The sequence below is a fragment of the Pantoea sp. JK genome (genome assembly GCF_026130245.1).
GTDB lineage: Bacteria > Pseudomonadota > Gammaproteobacteria > Enterobacterales > Enterobacteriaceae > Pantoea > Pantoea trifolii.
Genome location: NZ_JAINFN010000004.1, coordinates 145,904 through 165,840 on the forward strand (window position 1 = coordinate 145,904; position 19,937 = coordinate 165,840).

General features: G+C 49.0%; 15 protein-coding genes, 1 tRNA gene and 1 pseudogene. 11 read left to right on the top strand and 6 right to left on the bottom strand.

Translation table 11 applies throughout. The features are described 5' to 3' along the window. The first annotated feature begins 4 nt into the window (after positions 1-4). Genes tssF through PanJK_RS11115 form a run of 3 tightly spaced genes read left to right on the top strand, consistent with a single transcriptional unit; the run spans position 5 to position 3,589 of the window. Positions 5-1,789 (top strand): type VI secretion system baseplate subunit TssF, encoded by a 1,785-nt coding sequence (gene tssF, locus PanJK_RS11105; protein WP_265299646.1) that lies wholly within the window; start codon positions 5-7, stop codon positions 1,787-1,789. Next, the gene (tssG, locus tag PanJK_RS11110; RefSeq protein ID WP_265299647.1) at positions 1,786-2,802 is read left to right on the top strand and encodes a type VI secretion system baseplate subunit TssG; all 1,017 of its coding nucleotides are present in this window, start codon (positions 1,786-1,788) and stop codon (positions 2,800-2,802) included. The genes tssF and tssG overlap by 4 nt, the downstream gene beginning before the upstream one ends. A 22-nt stretch (positions 2,803-2,824) precedes the next feature. Next, entirely contained in the window at positions 2,825-3,589 is a 765-nt protein-coding gene (locus PanJK_RS11115) for a hypothetical protein (protein ID WP_265299649.1), read from the top strand. A gap of 119 nt (positions 3,590-3,708) precedes the next feature. Here PanJK_RS11115 and PanJK_RS11120 read toward each other — a convergent pair. Further along, a pseudogene (locus tag PanJK_RS11120) lies at positions 3,709-4,386 on the bottom strand (type I restriction endonuclease subunit R); the annotation flags it as partial. A gap of 209 nt (positions 4,387-4,595) precedes the next feature. Here PanJK_RS11120 and PanJK_RS11125 point away from each other — a divergent pair. Beyond that, positions 4,596-9,452, top strand: a complete 4,857-nt coding sequence (locus tag PanJK_RS11125; RefSeq protein WP_265299651.1) for an ATP-binding protein — start codon at positions 4,596-4,598, stop codon at positions 9,450-9,452. Next, positions 9,449-10,876, top strand: coding sequence for a hypothetical protein (locus tag PanJK_RS11130; protein WP_265299653.1), 1,428 nt, complete (start codon positions 9,449-9,451; stop codon positions 10,874-10,876). Before PanJK_RS11125 ends, PanJK_RS11130 begins: the two co-directional genes overlap by 4 nt. 499 nt (positions 10,877-11,375) lie before the next feature. On the opposite strand, the gene PanJK_RS11140 is transcribed toward PanJK_RS11130, so the two are convergent. Next, positions 11,376-11,452: transfer RNA gene (locus PanJK_RS11140), tRNA-Arg, on the bottom strand. 95 nt (positions 11,453-11,547) lie between these two features. Further along, a complete protein-coding gene (locus PanJK_RS11145) occupies positions 11,548-12,051 on the bottom strand; it encodes a DUF1198 domain-containing protein (protein WP_265299655.1) in 504 nt (167 codons plus the stop codon). A 175-nt stretch (positions 12,052-12,226) separates the two neighbouring features. Between PanJK_RS11145 and folD the strand changes: the two genes are divergently transcribed. Both folD and ybcJ read left to right on the top strand, forming a co-directional pair. Next, positions 12,227-13,093, top strand: a complete 867-nt coding sequence (gene folD / locus PanJK_RS11150; protein WP_061717422.1) for a bifunctional methylenetetrahydrofolate dehydrogenase/methenyltetrahydrofolate cyclohydrolase FolD — start codon at positions 12,227-12,229, stop codon at positions 13,091-13,093. Continuing rightward, entirely contained in the window at positions 13,093-13,305 is a 213-nt protein-coding gene (gene ybcJ, locus PanJK_RS11155) for a ribosome-associated protein YbcJ (protein ID WP_007890771.1), read from the top strand. Before folD ends, ybcJ begins: the two co-directional genes overlap by 1 nt. 30 nt (positions 13,306-13,335) lie before the next feature. On the opposite strand, the gene PanJK_RS11160 is transcribed toward ybcJ, so the two are convergent. Both PanJK_RS11160 and cysS read right to left on the bottom strand, forming a co-directional pair. After that, positions 13,336-14,424 carry an AAA family ATPase gene (locus tag PanJK_RS11160; RefSeq protein WP_265299658.1) on the bottom strand — a complete coding sequence of 363 codons (1,089 nt, stop codon included), beginning with the start codon at positions 14,422-14,424 and terminating at the stop codon, positions 13,336-13,338. 32 nt (positions 14,425-14,456) lie between these two features. Then, on the bottom strand, positions 14,457-15,842 hold the full coding sequence (cysS, locus tag PanJK_RS11165) for a cysteine--tRNA ligase (protein WP_265299660.1): 1,386 nt from the start codon (positions 15,840-15,842) through the stop codon (positions 14,457-14,459). Positions 15,843-16,115: 273 nt separating this feature from the next. On the opposite strand from cysS, the gene ppiB reads away from it, so the two are divergent. From ppiB to purK, 4 genes are all read left to right on the top strand, one after another. Beyond that, a complete protein-coding gene (ppiB, locus tag PanJK_RS11170) occupies positions 16,116-16,610 on the top strand; it encodes a peptidylprolyl isomerase B (RefSeq protein WP_008103818.1) in 495 nt (164 codons plus the stop codon). Beyond that, positions 16,610-17,326: a UDP-2,3-diacylglucosamine diphosphatase gene (gene lpxH / locus PanJK_RS11175; protein WP_265299663.1), complete on the top strand. Its 717-nt coding sequence runs from the start codon at positions 16,610-16,612 to the stop codon at positions 17,324-17,326. The genes ppiB and lpxH overlap by 1 nt, the downstream gene beginning before the upstream one ends. 131 nt (positions 17,327-17,457) lie before the next feature. Then, positions 17,458-17,967 (top strand): 5-(carboxyamino)imidazole ribonucleotide mutase, encoded by a 510-nt coding sequence (purE, locus tag PanJK_RS11180; protein WP_256695844.1) that lies wholly within the window; start codon positions 17,458-17,460, stop codon positions 17,965-17,967. Next, complete coding sequence (gene purK / locus PanJK_RS11185; protein WP_256695843.1) at positions 17,964-19,028, top strand: 5-(carboxyamino)imidazole ribonucleotide synthase; 1,065 nt, start codon at positions 17,964-17,966, stop codon at positions 19,026-19,028. Before purE ends, purK begins: the two co-directional genes overlap by 4 nt. 112 nt (positions 19,029-19,140) lie before the next feature. On the opposite strand, the gene PanJK_RS11190 is transcribed toward purK, so the two are convergent. Further along, positions 19,141-19,884, bottom strand: a complete 744-nt coding sequence (locus tag PanJK_RS11190) for a class I SAM-dependent methyltransferase (RefSeq protein ID WP_265299666.1) — start codon at positions 19,882-19,884, stop codon at positions 19,141-19,143. Positions 19,885-19,937 lie beyond the last annotated feature (53 nt).

Below are 19,937 nucleotides of genomic sequence, written 5' to 3' on the forward strand. Positions count from 1 at the left end.
AACCATGAACGATCATGATTTTCTAAAATATTTCGACAGCGAAATGCGTTATCTGAAAGCGGCTGCGCAGGAGTTTGCGGAGCAGTATCCGGAGGCGGGACGGCGACTGGGTGTCGACGGAAAATCTCTGAAGATGGATGACTCGGTCGAGCAACTGTTTCAGAGCTTCTCGCTGATGATGGCGCAGATGCGTCGCAAGATTGATGACGATATTCCTGAGCTGACGGAGCCGCTGCTCGGGCATCTGCTACCCGTGGTGAACCGCACGCTGCCATCAATGGCGGTAGTTGAATTAACGCCCGATAGGGTCGCTCAGGTACGTGACGCGGTGCTGCCGGCGGACACAACGCTGCTGACCCGACCGATGGATATCATTGGCCAATGCTGCCCGTATCGCACGACCGATACGCTGAAATTGCATCCGCTGACGCTGGGCGAGATAACGACGCCCTTCCATCCTGATGGACACCAGATGATCTCCCTGCGGTTTACACTCAGCCCTCAGGCAGATCCGAGCCAAATCGATCTCAGCGATATCCCGCTCTACATCCACGGAGATCGCCCGGTGCAGTCAATGATGTATCAGGCTCTAACCAACCAAATTGAAAGAATTACTGTTCGTCAGCCGCAGAGCGATAACTGTGATCCAAAACTCTTTAGTGGCGACATCCGCGCCCGCTGGCAACAGCACTGGCAATCGGTCTGGCCGGAAAGCGACAGTCCTGCACTCTGCGGCGAAGTCCGCCCGCTGCTGGAATATTTCAGTTTTCCGGCTCGCTACGCCTTCTTTACTCTATCGGGCCTCAACACGCTGCTTTTCAACGAAAGTTGTCGGGAGGTTATCCTCGATATTCATCTTAGTCAGCCACTTCCGCGTGATATTTCCCTGCCGGCAGACGCGCTGCGCATTCACTGCGTGCCGGTGATTAACCTGTTTACGCTGAACGCCGAGCCGCTGAAGGTGAAGCCTGCGGTGCTCGATTATCGTCTGCGCCCGCACCGCCTGCGCGATCGGCACACTGAGATTTACAGTGTTGATGAAGTTGCCGCCAGCGAAACACTGGATAAGCGGCGTTATGTGCCGTATCGGCACTTCCGGCAAAAAGGGGGCATGCTGCAACGCAAAGAGTCCTGGCCGGCGCGATATTTCCATACGCGCATCTGGCGCGGTGTCAGCGGTCTTTATGAAACCCTGCTGATGCTGGGCGGCGATGAAAGCGAGACCGATCGGGCCGAAGATGATGCCACGCTGTTTATGAACATCACCTGCACCAATGGTAACTATCCGCGCATGGCGCTGGAGAAAGCCGTATTTGATGGAAGCGCGGTAACCGGCAACCTGACGTTGCAGTGCACAACGCGTCATTCCCCTTCTATGCCTTATTACCCGCCAACCACGCAGTTGTATCAGTGGCATGTGATGTCGCTGCTGCATCCGCGCGCGCTGAGCCAGATGATTAACGACGCTGCAAGCCTGAGAGCGGTACTGGCGCTGTTTGACTGGAGCAATGACGATAACAACCGCCGTCGCATCAGCGGTATTCGTCACGTCAGCTGGCGTCAGGACTATAACTCGTCGTATCACTGGCACGGGGTGCGTATTCGCGTGGCGCTCGATGAAACCCAGTTCAGCGGCACCGGCGATGCCCGCCTTTTCTGCGAGCTGCTGGAGCAGTTCCTGACGCAGTACGCCAGCGTTGTGCGTTTTACCCAGCTGACGGTGCTGCTGACCGCTTCGGGCACCGAATGGGCCTGGCCGGAGCGACGCATTGACAGGGTGCTGATGTGAGCGACGAAAACAACAAACCGTTCTGGCTGGACGATAACGGCAATGACCAAACGGCGCAGTATAACTTTTACCGCTTCTGCCAGATGCTTGAGCAAACGACCGGCAGCCGCCTTGGCACGGGCCGCACGCCTGAGAGTGATCCGGTGCGATTTCGTCCAAATCCGCATTTGGGCTTTCCCGCCGGGGAGCTAAAACGCACGGAAATTGACGCCGATAATCCGGATGCGCCGCCAACGGTCAGAACCAACTTCTTCGGCTTGTACGGCGTCGATTCGCCGTTGCCCACCAGCATCATTGACGACATCAACCAAGGGCGTGACGGCGCTGATGCGATGGCGGCGTTTCTGGATATCTTCAATCACCGGCTGATGACGCAGTTTTACCGCATCTGGCGCAAGTACAGCTATCCGGCCACCTTTGAGCCGGGCGGTACCGATACGGTGTCGCAAAGCCTGATGGCGCTGACCGGCATTACCCATAGCGGCGACCAACCTTCGTCGCGCCTGCTGGCGATACTTAAACCGCTGCTGCATACCACGCACACTGCTGAAGGCATCGCTGCGGTGATACGAAGCCAGGCACCGAACACCATAGTTGAGGTTTTCGCACATCATCCTGTGACGATGCCGGTGGCAAAACGCGCCCGACTCTCAATGCACAGCGGCATGACGCTCGATCAGAATCCGATACTGGGTGATGAAACCCGCGTGGCTGATTACTGCTCACGGGTTGAGCTTTCAACAGACGATCCTGATGAGGCAAAGGGTTGGATGCCTAACGGGCAACTCAGGCAGGACGTGATGGCGCTACTGCGCACGTATCTGGGCTGTGACTATGATTTGCGGTTTTGGCTGACGATTCCAACTAGATTGCTGCCAATGCCCCGGCTGGGCGATGCCGGGTTGTTCAACGGATGCAACATGATGCTGGGGTTGAGGGAGGATAATCTGAGTGCGATGCAGGAAACGGTGCGCATCAAAGTGGGAAAGCTGCGACAAAGTAATGTTAAATAATATAAACATCGAGAGTGAATAAATGGAAGAAATAAACTCAACAATTAACTTCTCAACTTTAATAAGCACCGAGTCGCTTAAGCTATCTCTGGGTGTACTTATTCCTGGGTTAATAAAAGCCGCGTGGCCCCTTATAAAAAGGTTGGCAGGTATCCATTATGCTGAGAAGGCCACTATCACTGAAAAAAGAGCAAAAGCACTTACCTGCATTTCCGACCTGTACACAAAAAGTATAAATACTGCCACGGAGAATGCTGTTAAGGCACTATATGATGTAATAGGAATGCAGTACTCGGTAAAAATAAACGAGCTGCTTTTGACATTCCTTAGAGAGCGAAACATCAGCTATGAAGACCGAGACTTTCAAGGCTTTATTAAAACCCCTTGCATCAAGGACATTCAGAACGACTCGTTTAATAGTTACAATAAACGGTACAGGAAGTTAAGAGGTTTGCAACTCGCATTCATCAGTATCATTTCGCTGATTCTTCTCACTGCTCTATTTGTATTTGTAGACATAGGTAAAACCTCATCTGGAAGTGAACAAGTGTTTTTCATTGTACTCGCTATGTCCGCCTATTTTTTAAATGTATTTTGGATCCTTTTCATGATGAGTCAGTTTGAAAGGTTCAGAAGAGCAAGGATTTTTTACAGAACATTTTCTCCATGGCTGCAACAAAAATTGCGTGAGGAAACTGACATTCAGACAAAACAACAACAGAAGCTGAACTGGCAGAATAAATATTTGCGCACAGACTCGCAAATGCTACATCACTTTTATGATTGAACTGCTGACATGCCCCTTTCAGAAACAGGATTCGACATAATAAATTTCCAATTATTTTTTCTACAAGCATGTTAACAAGCGTATTTAGGATAACGAGGCGATAGTCTGCCTCGTATTATCTAAGCGCCTTTCAACATATCAAACACCACCCTGGCAAACCCTTTCGCAAACTCCGGATTCGACAAGTACTGAATCATCATCTCCTGATGCGCATCATTGCTATCCATTACGGCATCATCAATCGCTTTCGGGAAATCTCCCAGCATTGCCTGTTCGCGCGTATTGTTGGCAATTTGCGTCATTACCGCCTGGTTCTCAGATAATTTGTCTCGTACGGAAAAAGCATAATTAATCATGTTTTTATCGCTAAGATTGTCAGTAATAAAGAGGTCATTCAGACGCGCCAGGATATTTGAAAGGAACTCTTCTTTTGTGTTCTTAGGCTTTGCCGTGCCTATATCATTGCCGGGTTTGAGTTTGTACTCTTCGGCATCTTCTTGCAGCTTCAGATGCTGTTCATGGAGCTTTGACAAACGATAATAGCTCATCTCAACATTACTGAGATCGACCTCATCTTCTGCAATGCGCTGTTCATGCAACATTGGGCGCAAGTGGCGAGCAAACAGGCTTAGCTTTTCCAGATCCTTGTCATCATAGTCAACAATCTGCGACATAAACTCGTAGAAACGAAAAAAACTGCCGAGATCTTTTTTGAAGATATTCAGTTTGTCCTTTTCCTGCTTGCAGGCTTTGAATGTGTTTTCTACATTAGTGATTAGCACCACGTCACCAGTTTTAGTTGACTACTACATTCAGAACAAATTATGAAAAACAGGCCTGTGTGACTTTTGACTTAAAGCCGACCTGGTGATGATAAAATCTCTTGTAAGAAATCAACAAGTAGGCCTACATTATCTATTGTTTTAAAAGATTATTATTAACATAATACTAATTACTATAAGTTTAAATGTGCATCCGCACTCCAGAAGAAATGTGAAGGTGGAACTTGTCTGATACGAATCTGAATGGCCCTGCGAACGGTGGTGGTGCGGCAACCAGTAGCGGTATTTTATTCGAGCAAAAGCTTGGCGCTTATTTTGCGGCACAGATTCTCAATGGCGACAGACTGGATGCACACCTTGGATTAGGAAATGCAGTTCCTATCTGGTTACGTTTTGAAACTGAAGCTCCTGTAGACGATATATTGGTGGCAACTTCAGCTGATGGTTTTGTGGCCATTCAAGCCAAAACGACAGTTTCTCTTTCAGATGATGAAAACAGCCCATTTTACCGAACGGTGGAGCAATTTGTTCGATACTGGCTGGCATCCGAGAATGGTAATGGTTCTTTAGAATGGAATAGGCCTCTAGACCTAGATAAAGATCGTCTCGTTTTAGCTGTTAGTACTAAAGCCCCTATAACTGTTCGCACAACTCTTGCAACTACCCTGCAACTTTTTTCTCATCATGGTAGCGGTGCCATGAATAAGAGTCAGCAGCAGGCGTTTGATATTTTTGAACGCTGCGTTTTTAAAGCATGGAAACGCTCAACATCGCTTCCTCAACCACCTCATTTACTAACCCAACTTTCTCGGCTCGTTGTTGTGATGGTTGTCGATTTTGAAAGTATGGACTTGGTGATCACCTCCAAGCTTACACAGAGCCTTGATGAGGATACAGATCCAACGACAGCTCTAAGTGTGCTTGCAGAAATCTGTGGCAAAATGATGTCTTGCCGTGGTGGTGGAGATAGCGGACTACTGCGTAATGAACTTATGGGGAAAGGGATAAAACTGGCAGCACCCCCACTATACTTCGATGATATTTCACGGCTTCGTCAGCACTCTTTGGAAATTAGTAACTCACTTAAGCGATATGAAATCATCGAAAGCGAGTATGGACATCCGGTAAGCATAGTCAGAGAGTGCCAAAATGCCGTTGAAGAGGCTGTACAAATGGGTTCTCTGCTGATTATCGGTGAACCTGGAGCTGGTAAAAGTGGTGTGCTCAATACTCTAGCCCGCAGTCTTCGTCAAAGAGGTGATGATGTATTAGAGCTAGCAGTTGATCGATACTCAGTAGAATCATTAGAAGGACTTAGCCGCGAACTCAGGCTTGAACATAGTCTAACTGAAGTTATCGAAGCATGGGATGGCCCATCAAATGGTTGGCTGATTATTGATGCGCTGGATGCTACCAGAGGAGGAAAAGGTGAAGCAGTATTTCGCCCTTTAGTTGAAAAGATAATGGAAAGTGCTGGTCGATGGCGTGTAATTGCTTCAATCCGCAGTTTTGATCTAAGGATGGGTGTTAAACTCCGTGAGCTATTTAAAGGGCATCCTCCCATTGCGGAACTATCTGACTCTATGTTTTCTACTGTTCGCCATATAGTCATCCCTCGTTGGTCAGATAATGAGTTCATTCAGCTATTAAAACAGTCTCCTGCATTAGCTACATCACTGAAAGGTGTCTCTGAAAGGCTGTACGATCTAGCTAAAGTACCTTTTAATACGAGGCTTCTTGCAGAGTTAATCTCTCAGAACTCAAACATAAGTCTACTAAAGGTTTCATCCCAGACTGAATTGTTAAAGTTATATTGGCAATACCGTGTTGAAGCACATGGACTTAACGCACTTAAGTGTATTAAAGCGCTTGTAGATGCAATGATCACCTCTCGATCTCTCAAAGCGCCGTCACTTCTTTCCCAAGCTAATGTAGAAATGATCGACATACTGTGCCGAGAAGGGGTATTAACTCGAGAAGGCAATGATCGTTGGGTACAATTTCGCCATCATCTTTTATTTGACTACGCGGCTGCACAAACTGCATTTGATCCAAACTCTCTAATTAATGGAATGCAACATTTTCCTAAACAACAAGCCCAAGGGTTAATCTTGTCTCCTGCCCTAGGCTTCATTCTTAAGGAAATCTGGGAGTACAGCGCTGATCACCACCACTTTTGGCGTGCTATAGGCCACCTACTGAATAACAAAGAATGTGATCCAATCATGCGTAGCTACGCAGGTCGTATCGCGGCAGAGTATCCAACAGAAAAAAATGACCTAATTTGGCTCGCAAAGCGCGTGGCAATTGATGACAAGATTGCCATAGATAGTCTAGGCCATATTTGTGGTGCATTAGCAATACGTTTTGAAGATGAGACAAAGATTCCTCTGATTCCATGGGTGCATTTAGTAGCAGCCCTGACGCCTGAAGTGAGGTATATACCAGAGACTATACGTTTTTTATTGTACCAACTGATTAAAAGAGTTACCGATAATAATTCCCTACGTGAAATTTTGGGTGCATCAAGCCGTGTACTGCTTTCATACAGCCTCACACTTAATGAACCAGGCTATTTGGTAAGAAGCTCAATTCCCTTCGTTGCTGACACTATTGATACCGACATTACTAATTCTTCCCGTTTATTAGAAAGTATCCTCGTCCCCGAAAGGTTAAAGCTTTTTGGCTCAGAGGAGATTCCAGCCATTTGTTACAATATCGAGAAAATCGGAGAGAAGGCCCCAGATTTTGTTATTAAGATTTTTGATTTTGTTTATAGCCACGATGTCATGGAAGAAAGAGAAACTAATCTGGGAAGTAGCCGAATTCTACCTCTGAGATCAAATGCACGGCAGGATTATGAATCAGCTCGTTATTCACTCGGTGAGTATTTCCCCAATTTTCTCAAACAACATCCGACGCAAGCAATTGAAGCTGTAATTAGGGCAATGCATGGCTTCGTAGCAAGAAAGCATCCTCTTGACACACCTAGAGAACATATATCAGTTACTAATTATGATATTAATCTTCAAACTGATCGTAGCCACATATGGGCACACGACCCAGATAGTGACTACGGCCATGATGGTGAAGTACTAATTAAAAAGCTACTTCAGTGTCTGAGAGAAGCCCCTGAGCCAGATGCAATTTTCCTTGCGCAACTTATTTGTGAAAAAGCATCGCTAGCTATATTCTGGGCTAGGTTATTCCTTGCAGCGAATGAAAGAGATGATAGTCTTATTGATATTATTTGGCCTATTGCTTCTCAAGAAGTTTTCATCCGTAATAGTGATACTCGTAAAGATGCCATTGATCTAGTAGCCAAAGGGATTGAACGTCGTTCGAAATCTGAACGATATGATTTAGAAAATACAGCTTTTATGTATGACTTTTCCGAACATCCTTATAAAGAAGAAGCAAAAAATAGGCTATTATGTCGCCTATTCAACACAATTGGTTCAGATAAATTATGTACTGATGCAGCTAGGGTTTTACTAAAAAACACCATTACTAGTGACGAATCATTAAATAATGAAAGAATTTTTAGATTACATACGACTATTAGTAACGATACACCATATCACTATATTGATGGCTTGAATATAAATGAGCCAGATAATGAAGATCTTATCAAAATCATAGAAGAAGCTAAATCAACGATCGGTTTAGGTTCTGACAGGGAACTCTCATCTAATTTATCAATAGATGAAATCTTAAGTACCCTTAAAACCGTGCAGGATAAACTTAGCTTAGAAAATATTCATTCATATGTCAGAACATTAGCAGAAGACGTTATTGCCAAAGGGTGCTCCGCAATTATTTCAAAAAAAATGATACCTCTTGAAAAGAATGATAAGAGTGAGGAACGAACTTGGCATTTTTTAGAGTTATTACAAATCCTTTCTAACTCTACAGATCCTACTGTAGATAAAGATACTGAGGAAAGCTTTTCTCAAAGTGTTGGTTGGGGTTCTCCTGCACCAAGAATTGATGCAGCACAAATCGTTATCGAAGTTATACCTCTGCGTCCGGATCTTTATAAACGACTTAAACCTAACATTGAAAAGATGCTAAATGATCCTCACCCCGCAGTACGTTTTCAGATATCAGCTCGCCTATTACATCTATGGGAGTTTGATCAGGAAACTGCGTGGGAATACTTAAGAAAACGCCTAGAGCAAGAAAGTAACACAGGTATTATTGAACACTTGGTTAGATCCGGTATCGGAAGACTATTGCATACCAATCCTCAATGTGTTTTCGAGATGATCAGTAATTTACTGAACCGTTTTGATGATAATCCTGAAAATCAGAAACGTATTCGTAATATAGTCAGCAGTGATCTGGCCGTTCTCTGGTGTGTACATGATATCAATGAAGCATATGAAATATTGCAACACTGGATTATCAATCCAACGGTATATAAAAATGAGATAAATAGCATATTATTAGCTCTAAGAGAAGGGCTCATTCTTGGGCTTGATAACGAAGCCATATCCAAAGACTCGGTTATTAGACAACGTGCATTTGATATGGTTTTTGACATTATTGATACAGCAGGAATCAACTTAGAAAATTATTATTCTCTTAGTGACATGTCAGAAACGGATCAAGAAAATGCGAAGTTATGCGCTCAACTTATTGACACCGCTTGCTCTCAGTTTCGTTTTGCATGTGAAGGAATACTCAATGCGAGTAAATCACAATTAGAATATAGTGGATTAAAAACATTCGTAAATGAAACAGAAAGACATCTGAGACGTATAGGCGATTGCGGTACACCACACACTATATATTATCTTTTAGAATTACTTGAAAAACTTGTTCCTGTAAATCCTGAAAAATGTTTTGATCTTATGGCTCATGCATTGCGTCATGGAACAAAGACCGGTTTCCAAAACGAATCTATGGGAATGGAACAACTTGTAAAAATGATGGGGATTTTTCTTGCGGATTATAAAATAATTTTTGAAGATGAATGCCGGCGAGGACGCTTGATTGATAGTCTGGATATATTTATGGCCGCAGGCTGGCCAGCTGCCAGACGCTTACTCTATCGTTTACCGGAGTTTATGCAGTGAACGAAAACCAGCTGAGAAACCAATTTAAGCATGATCTATCTGAATTATTGAAAGATATCAGATATATTATTACTCTCGGAAATCCCAATCCTTATGCACAAGTACGTTCAGATGTACTGCATGAGCATAATACGCGTGTGTTTTTTCTCGATCGACTATTAACAATCTTGGGTTGGAGTCTTGGCCCTATAGGAAACGTTACAGAAGAAGCCAGAATCAAAGCAGAAACCACACGCTTCATAGATTACGTTGGTCTAAATGAAGATACTAATGCACCGTTAATGATCTTTGAAGCAAAGGCTTGGGGTAAACCCTTTGTGACTGCACGTAAACCAGATGACAGAAGAATAAATGAGGACTTAATCGCTGCAGCAGTCTGCCATGTTCTAGACGGAAATACAGAGAATAGTTCTCCAGTTGTAAATCTATGGCATGACTATTTAAAGCAAATTATTGACTACGTCCGTACAATGAAGAACAGGAACGAACATGATACACCATGCGCAGTTCTATCCAATGGCGAATGGACTGTTGTTTTTACCAACCCAACTCTAACATTCATTAATGGTAAAGTAAGCTCTAGAGACATTCAAATTTTCGATCTAGAAACATATCAGGATAATTCTGATGCATTATTTGATTTACTTCATCGGTCTAGACTTGCAAAAGAAATCCCATATCCTTTACGCTCAACCCAGCTAAATGAATATATTAGCGCTGATTCAATTGATTCAGTTTATTATGGTGTCCACGTACATTTTGAAGTGACAGGAAGTCGATTTCATGGGCCAAAACCACAAATTTTAATTTATCCAATTCTAATTTTTCAACGATGTGATGGAATATTTGCGATAGTGAGCAACTCGGGCGAAAACTTTCCAATAGACTATTTAAAAAATAGCAACGAAAATACAAACGATCTCAGTGAACATTTAGAGTCTGTATCTTCTTGTTTGGATAAAATTTATCACATGTGCGGGGATGAATTAGATTCCACCTTGGAAATATCCCCTTTAAATAAATTCCCTGGTTTTCCAACAAAATCATTAAACCATTTAAACCCTACAACTATTATTAAGCAAATTAAAAACACTTATAACGAATGGTTTGTTGTTACAGGAAAAGAAAAACATTACCTTTCCGATAAGCCACTAATTGAATCATGCCGTTTTCATGCATGGGCAGAGTGCCGAACCGAAAATCAAGCTAATGGAATATCTGCTGTTAATACTCGCTCAATTAAACCACGAATAATATTTATAGACTCTGATAATCATCACTGCGCTCATCAAACTGTATTTGATAGAAAAAAAACAAAATGCTATTTATTAGAAATAGATGAAAGAATTTGCTGCCAAGCCTGTAATTTTTTACATACTTGCTGGTCTCAAGCCGACTTGGAAAAATTACCTTGTGGTAAATGAGTTTGACTAACGATGCATTATACACTCCAACATCATTACACCTGTGGACGTAAAATTTCGTAATATTATTACTGAAACCCGTAATTAATCTTATTTTTTTAAACCATTACATAATACGAAACCCAACCACGCCAATAGTTCATTGGCCATCCATCTAACCAAAATAATCCCCATATCACTGCAACATCTCCCGACGTTGTTCTAGAAACTGCGTATGATTGTATGTGCCACAAATGGCATTCTTTCCACATGAGCTGGCAGAACGTATTCATCCAGGGAACTTTTATTCTTTTTATTTGGTTTTTTCTGTATCAATATGCCGTGCATTTAGTGGCAAAGGGGCCCCTACGAAATGAGCCCCCGTAAAGGCCTTCAGACACCACTTGATTTTAGTAGAACAAGATAGACTCTGATTAAGTCTCGCAATAGAAAAATTCAACAACATCAGGGATGTATAAAGCAAAGAAAGAGAGTTCAGTAGAAGTGTGTTGACTTAAAATGGTACGCCCTACAGGATTCGAACCTGTGACCTACGGCTTAGAAGGCCGGTGCTCTATCCAACTGAGCTAAGGGCGCATAGTGATTGGGTCGGATTATACGTCCAGCGGCTCGCGCGTCAACGTTTTTGCCTCCCACCAGCAACGGAGTGCTGCCAGATTAACCAAAACCCCTTAATGCCGCTTGCGCCATTCGCTCATCGACACCAGATTCCCGCCCTGCTCGGTTTCGCCTTCCAGCTCAATCCCTTGCTGCGTGAAGTGCGCATTGTACTGCTCGCGCAGCGCATGCAGTTCCTGGCTGTCCGGCTCCAGTTGGCGCAAGAACCCCAACGCCAGCAACAGCTGCTGCCTCGATATCAACGCTGAAAACCCAGCCCGGCTCAAAATGCCATGCCAGCGCTGCCTATTTTCGTCGCTGCCATCGACAATCAGCACCTGCCAAATCAGCAGCACCGCCGCGCCATTGTGCAGATGCGTGTCGTTATCGCCCGCGATGTAATCGGTAAACTCTTTTGCCGCCTCTTTGCCCATCAGCGACAACATCGATTCGATATGCACCGGCGGCAGTTGCAACCGTTTATTGAGCGCCTGCACCGCATGGCGCGAGCTGGCCGTCAGCAGCTGAAAACCTACTACGAACACCACCGCCAGCGTGGCGAGAATTAACCAAATCATCACGTCATCCATCTCATTCACTGCCGGGCATCATAAGCGCTAACGCGGGCGGGCGCCACGGCGAAAAATCGGGAAAGCGGCGTTGATGGCGAATCTCTACCTGACAGCCGCACGCGCTTCTGACAGAATAGGCGCCATCCCCGATCTAACCCTCTACAGATGGATTTCCTCTCTGATGGCAGCAAAAATTATTGACGGTAAAACGATTGCGCAGCAGGTGCGCCTTGAGGTTGCCGAAAAAGTACAGCAGCGTCTGGCGGCCGGTAAACGTGCGCCCGGTTTGGCAGTTGTGCTGGTGGGTGAAAACCCAGCTTCGCAGATCTATGTCGCCAGCAAACGTCGTGCTTGTGATGAAGTGGGCTTCATCTCTCGCTCATACGATCTGCCCGCCACCACCAGCGAAGCCGAGCTGCTGGAGCTGATTGATACGCTCAACAACGACAACGATATCGACGGCATTCTGGTGCAGCTGCCGCTGCCAGCCGGCATCGATAACGTCAAAGTGCTGGAGCGCATCGTGCCGGACAAAGACGTGGATGGCTTCCATCCGTACAACGTCGGTCGTCTGTGCCAGCGCGCGCCAAAGCTGCGTCCGTGTACGCCGCGCGGCATCGTCACTTTGCTGGAGCGCTACAATATCGATACTTACGGCCTGAACGCCGTAGTGGTTGGCGCATCGAATATCGTTGGCCGTCCGATGAGCATGGAGCTGCTGCTCGCCGGTTGTACCACCACCGTGACGCACCGTTTCACCAAAGATCTGCGTCATCACGTTGAGCACGCCGATCTGCTGGTAGTGGCGGTTGGCAAGCCGGGCTTTATTCCAGGCGACTGGATCAAGCCGGGCGCGGTGGTGATTGATGTGGGTATCAATCGTCTCGACAGCGGCAAAGTGGTCGGCGATGTGGAGTTCGAAGCGGCTTCTGAGCGCGCCTCGTACATCACGCCCGTTCCAGGCGGCGTCGGTCCAATGACGGTCGCTACACTGATCCAAAACACGCTGACGGCGTGTGAAGAATTTCACGACATTGAGGAGGCATAATGGCCAGTTTTTCTCTCGGTAAACATGCCCACGTTGATTTGTGCGACCTGCTGAAACTCGAAGGTTGGGTGCAAAGCGGTGCGCAGGCGAAAGCCGTGATCGCGGAAGGCGAAGTGCGCGTCGATGGCGCAGTTGAAACGCGTAAGCGCTGCAAGATTGTTGAAGGCCAGAAGGTTGAGTTTGCTGGTTTTAAAATTACGGTTGTAGCGTAGTCATCCGGAAGGTCGCCATGAATGGCGACCTTACAAGACCCGGATTTCCCCTTCGATTTGCTCCAGCTCGATATGATTCACCGCCGTATGTTGCGCAATCAGCGTCGCCAGTTTCGGTGAATGGCTGGTGATCCACAGTTGGCTAAACTGGCTGGCTTCGGCAATCAGTCGCGCTAAAGCGGGCAGCAGATCTTCATGCAAACTGTTCTCCGGTTCATTCAGCGCCATAAACGCTGGCGGACGCGGGCTGAGCAGCGCCACCACCAAACACAAAAAGCGCAACGTGCCATCCGAGAACTCAGCGCTCTCCAGCGGACGCAAAATCCCACGCCGAGACATCAGCATCTGAAAACGTCCATTCTGCACATCAACGTGAAATTCGGTGTCAGGGAACGCTTCGGCCATCACTTGATGCAGCAATTCGCGATGCCCGACTTCATTAATAGTCGCCCACGCGGCAGCTAAATTACTGCCATCATGCGCCAGAATCGGCGCACGCACGCCTATCTGCGGCGCACGAATTGGCGAACCTGGCCACACGGCAAACTCGTGGTAGAAGCGCCATTTCTGCAACCTTTCGCGCACCTGAGAAAGCTCGGGATAAAGATGCGGTTCGCCCAGTTGCCCAAACAGCGACTCTTCCGGGTGCAAAACCGCCGGGTAGGTCACGCGTTCACCCTCGACGTTATGCAGAAACGCGGTTTGATTTTGCCGCTGCAAAATGCACGAGGAAGGGCGACGTCGCTGACCACTCATCCAGATGCGCTCCTCTTTCACCAGCGGATCAAGGCTAAAGAGCGTCGGAGACGGCTCAGGAAAACCGATATCGAGCTGATAATCCATATCGTCCATCACCACCGCCATGATCAAACGCTTGGGATCGTGGCGACGATCGCCGCGCCGCAATCCGCCCGCCCACATCGCTTTCTGAATGCCGCCCTCTTCCGCCAGCGCCAGCGCTAAGCGTCCGCTCGCCGCTTCATGCAGCAGTCGCACCGCTTTATACAGGTTGGATTTGCCGCAGCCGTTGGGGCCGCTGACCACGTTGAGCTGCTGCAGCGGCAGCGTCAGATCGCGCACCGAGCGGAAGCCGTGAATATGAATCTGTTCAATCACCATAATAAAAAAGGGCGATTTCTCGCCCTCTCCGGTTATTTGCGTCGCCAGCTGGAACCTTGCGGCCCATCTTCAACGATCACGCCCAACTCATTGAGCTTATCGCGCGCCACATCCGCCTGCGCCCAATCTTTGGCTGCACGCGCGTCGGAACGGGCTTTCACCCAATGCTCAATTTCCGCCACTTCATCGTCATTCACCTGCGCACCGCTTTGCAGGAACTGCTCGGGATCCTGCTGCAGAATGCCGAGCACGTTAGCGATCTGGCGCAGTTTCGCCGCCAGCGCATCAGCGGAGGCTTTGTCTTCGGTTTTCAAACGATTCACTTCACGCGCCATATCGAACAACACCGAATAGGCTTCCGGCGTGTTGAAGTCGTCATCCATCGCGGTGCGGAAACGCGCCTCAAACGCTTCGCCACCCGCCGCCGTGGCGTTGGCATCGGTATGACGCAGCGCGGTGTATAAACGCTCGAGCGCGGCACGCGCCTGGTTGAGGTTATCTTCGCCGTAGTTGAGCTGGCTGCGATAGTGACCCGACATCAGGAAGTAACGCACGGTTTCGGCATCGTAGTGCTGCAACACATCGCGCACGGTGAAGAAGTTATCCAGCGATTTCGACATCTTCTCGCGATCAACCATCACCATGCCGGAGTGCATCCAGTAATTCACATACGGGCCATCGTGCGCACAGGTGGATTGCGCCACTTCGTTTTCGTGGTGCGGGAACATCAGATCCGAACCGCCGCCGTGGATGTCGAAATGGGTGCCGAGCTGTTTGCAGTTCATCGCCGAACATTCGATGTGCCAGCCTGGACGGCCGTTGCCCCACGGCGAGTTCCACGCCGGTTCGTCCGCTTTAGACATCTTCCACAGCACGAAGTCCATCGGATTGCGCTTCACATCCGCCACTTCGACGCGCGCACCGGCCTGCAGCTGCTCCAGATCCTGACGCGACAGCGCGCCGTAATCTTTGTCGCTCAGCACGTCGAACATCACGTCGCCGTTGTCCGCCACGTAGGCGTGCTTACGTTCAATCAGCGTGCCGACCAGCTCGATAATCTCGTCGATATGGCGGGTGGCGCGCGGCTCCAGATCCGGCGGCAAAATGCCGAGCGCAGCGAAATCGTTGTGCATCTCGGCGATCATACGGTTGGTCAGCGTTTCAATGCTTTCACCGTTTTGATTAGCTCGTTTGATGATTTTGTCATCGATATCGGTGATGTTACGCACATACTTCAGCTGATAGCCCACGTAACGCAGATAGCGCGCCACCACGTCGAATGCCACAAAAGTACGCCCATGGCCGATATGACAGAGGTCGTAAACCGTGATACCACACACGTACATACCGATTTGACCGGCATGAATGGGTTTGAATTCCTCTTTCTGTCGACTCAGGGTGTTATAAATCTTTAGCATTGAACGGTTCCGTTTTAATTACGTGTGCGGGATTCGAACGTGATAAATGTGCATTTGGTTTAATACGGTCACCATAAATGGCGACCCTACGTAACCTAACCAGCCGGTTATTGTGCCGTATTTTTCTGACTTGTGCATCGCTCGGTTGCCAACTGCCGTCCGGTTACTGACGCGTTATTGGAAATTGTGATATAAGAAGCGTCTACAAAAATGCCTCGCCGCCTTGCTGGCGTGGCAGTTGATACTGACGACAACCTTGACAGGAAGAAAATAATGGTCACTTTCCAGACGAACCATGGCGATATCGTAATTAAAACTTTCGATGACAAAGCGCCGGCTACCGTGAAGAACTTCCTGGAATACTGCGCGGAAGGTTTTTACGATAACACTATCTTCCATCGCGTAATCAACGGTTTCATGATTCAGGGCGGCGGTTTTGAGCCTGGCATGAAGCAGAAAGATACCAAAGCAGACATCCGCAACGAAGCGAACAACGGCCTGAAAAACACCAAAGGCACGCTGGCGATGGCGCGTACTCAGGCGCCACACTCTGCCACTGCCCAGTTCTTCATCAACGTGGCAGACAACGACTTCCTGAACTTCCGTGACGAAAGCCTGCAAGGCTGGGGTTACTGCGTGTTCGCTGAAGTGGTTGAAGGCATGGACGTGGTTGAGAAAATCAAAGCGGTGAAAACCGGCCGCAGCGGCATGCATCAGGACGTTCCGGTTGAAGACGTTGTCATCCAGAAAGTGACTGTTAGCGAGTAATGTCGCGCACGCTGTTTATCGCAGATCTGCATCTGTGTCATGAAGAACCGGCAATTACTGCCGGTTTTCTGCATTTTTTGCAGGGAGAAGCGCGTTCCTGCGATGCGCTTTACATCCTCGGCGATCTGTTTGAAGCCTGGATCGGCGACGACGATCCCAATCCGCTGCATCAGCAAATCGCTGCGGCGCTCAAGGCGCTGCCGGTGCCTAAATTCTTTATCCACGGTAATCGCGATTTCCTGCTCGGCCAGCGTTTTGCACGCGCTTCTGGCATGACGTTGCTGCCGGAAGAAAAGGTGCTCGATCTCTACGGACATCGCGTGTTGATCATGCACGGCGATACCTTGTGCACCGACGATGAAGGTTATCAGCGTTTTCGCGCCAAAGTGCATCAGCGCTGGTTGCAGCGCCTGTTCCTCGCGTTGCCACTGCGTCTGCGCGTGCGCATTGCCGCGCGCATGCGCAATGGCAGCAAGCAGGCGAATCAGCACAAGTCGGTCAGCATCATGGACGTCAATCAGTCCGCAGAGGAAGCCGCGATGACGCGCCAGCAGGTGCCGATTCTGATTCACGGCCACACCCATCGTCCCGCCATTCACACCTTCACGCTGCACGGCAAAAACGCCGAGCGCGCGGTGCTGGGTGCCTGGCATGAGAACGGATCGATGATTCAGCTTGATGCCAACGGCGTCAGCCTGATCGAATTCCCCTTCTGAAATCCGGGCATCAATGCCCGTTTTCCGCCTACGCAACCGTTTTCCTTGCTGCCATCTCATGCTATTCTCTGTGCCCTTCTTCGCCTGCCCGCCCGGCCAGGTTCGTTTGCATATTCACAGGAGTTGACCGCATGTCATCCAACGCCACCCCGGCCCGTATCGCCATTGTCATGGGTTCCAAAAGTGACTGGGCTACCATGCAGTTCGCCGAGGAAATTCTTAACAGCCTGGATGTTCCCTTCCACGTTGAAGTGGTCTCAGCTCACCGTACGCCCGACAAACTGTTCAGCTTCGCGGAAACCGCAGCCGACAACGGTTTTCAGGTGATCATCGCCGGTGCCGGCGGTGCTGCCCATTTGCCGGGCATGCTGGCCGCGAAAACGCTGGTGCCGGTGCTGGGCGTGCCAGTGCAAAGCGCGGCGCTGAGCGGCGTCGATAGCCTCTACTCCATCGTGCAGATGCCGCGCGGTATTCCGGTCGGAACGCTGGCGATTGGTAAAGCCGGTGCCGCTAACGCTGCCCTGCTGGCGGCGCAGATTCTGGCGATCCACGACAGCGCGCTGTCAACGCGCATCGCCAACTGGCGTCAAACGCAGACTGATGAAGTGCTGAACAACCCGGATCCGCGGGAGGAAGCATGAAGCCGGTTTGCGTATTAGGAAATGGTCAGTTAGGCCGCATGCTGCGCCAGGCCGGTGAACCGCTGGGCATCGCGGTGTATCCGGTGGGTCTGGATGCGGAGCCTTCTGCGCTGCCGATCGCCGAAAGCGTGATCACCGCTGAGATTGAGCGCTGGCCGGAAACCGCGTTAACCCGCGAACTGGCGAGCCATCCGGCCTTTGTGAATCGCGATATTTTCCCGCGTCTGGCCGATCGCCTGACGCAAAAACAGCTGCTGGATCAACTGAACCTCGCCACCGCGCCGTGGCAGCTGCTGGCCGATAAAGCCGAGTGGCCGAACGTGTTCAGCAAATTGGGCGAACTGGCGATTGTGAAGCGTCGTACCGGCGGCTATGACGGCCGTGGTCAGTGGCGTTTGCGCGCCAATGAAACCGATGCGCTACCGGATGAGTGCTACGGCGAATGCATCGTTGAGCAGGGCATTAATTTCAGCGGCGAAGTATCGCTGGTCGGCGCGCGCGGACACGATGGCAGCACGGTGTTTTATCCGCTGACGCATAACCTGCATCAGGACGGCATTCTGCGCACCAGCGTGGCGTTCCCGCAGGCCGATGCCAGACAGCAACAGCAGGCGGAAGTGATGCTCAGCGCCATCATGCATGAGCTGAAGTATGTTGGCGTGATGGCGATGGAGTGTTTCATTACGCCAGAGGGTCTGCTGATCAACGAGCTGGCCCCGCGCGTGCACAACAGCGGTCACTGGACGCAGAATGGCGCGTCCATCAGCCAGTTCGAGCTGCATCTGCGTGCGGTGCTGGGTCTGGCGCTTCCCCAGCCGGTGATGTTTGCGCCGTCGGTGATGGTGAATCTGATTGGTACCGATGTGAATCTGGCGTGGCTGCAACAGCCGCTGGTGCATCTGCATTGGTACGACAAAGAGGTGCGCGAAGGCCGCAAGGTTGGGCATCTTAATCTGACCGATAGCGATCGTGGGCGCCTTGCGTCAGCCTTGAATGCGCTGGTGCCGTTGTTGCCGGAAGCGTATGCGAGCGGGATTGCGTGGGCGGTTGAGAAGTTATAGTGCAGCTGTTTTTCCCTCACCCTAGCCCTCTCCCGAAGGGAGAGGGAACCGATCGAGCGAACATCTCCCTCTCCCTGTGGGAGAGGGCCGGGGTGAGGGCATCAGGCCCCCTTTACCCCACCATCTTCATCGCCACATGGCTCCAGCGATTCAGATGCGTAATCTGGAACCCATGCGCACTGAACAATGCATTCAGCGACGCTTCCGAATGAATCGTAATATGTCCGGTGCGCGGCGAAATATACCAGTCCGTCATACCAAGGTGGCTCACTTCGTCGGTGGTCGCTGTGCTGAAGAAAAACACGCCGCCTTGTTTCATAAAGCCTGAAACCTCTGCCAGCGTTTTATGTGGATCGGGCGTGTGCTCAAACACCTCAAAACTGGTCATAAATTCATACGAATTCAGTTCCGGATAATCGCCGGGCACAAATGGATCCCACGCCACCATATCAATGCCCACTTCCTGCATTAAGCGCGCCAGCGTGCCGGTGCCGCCACCGTAATCCAGCATTTTTTTGCCGTGATATTTTTTGAATAACGTCAAAATCAGATCGCGATTTCTCATCGGTCGATTGATCTCATAGTTAGGATCAAACTGCCCGTAAGCCTCGTTATACATATGCTGTGCATAATCCGCTGGCGTCCAGTCATCGCATGCGTGTGTATACACCAAACCACAGGTCTGGCATTGATGATAATAAATCGCCACGCCGGTGAGCGGATAAGTGTAACGACTGGCATTTTCCGAATGACAGATGGTATTGAAATCGGTCACACCATACAGCGTGGCCTCGCCCTGGCAGACTTTACAGCAGCCGATTTCAACAACGGATTTGACGATAAGTGGAGATGACATGTTTAGCCTTAAATAAGTCTGGTCTGCTTTCATGAGTCGACTCACGCAGACCA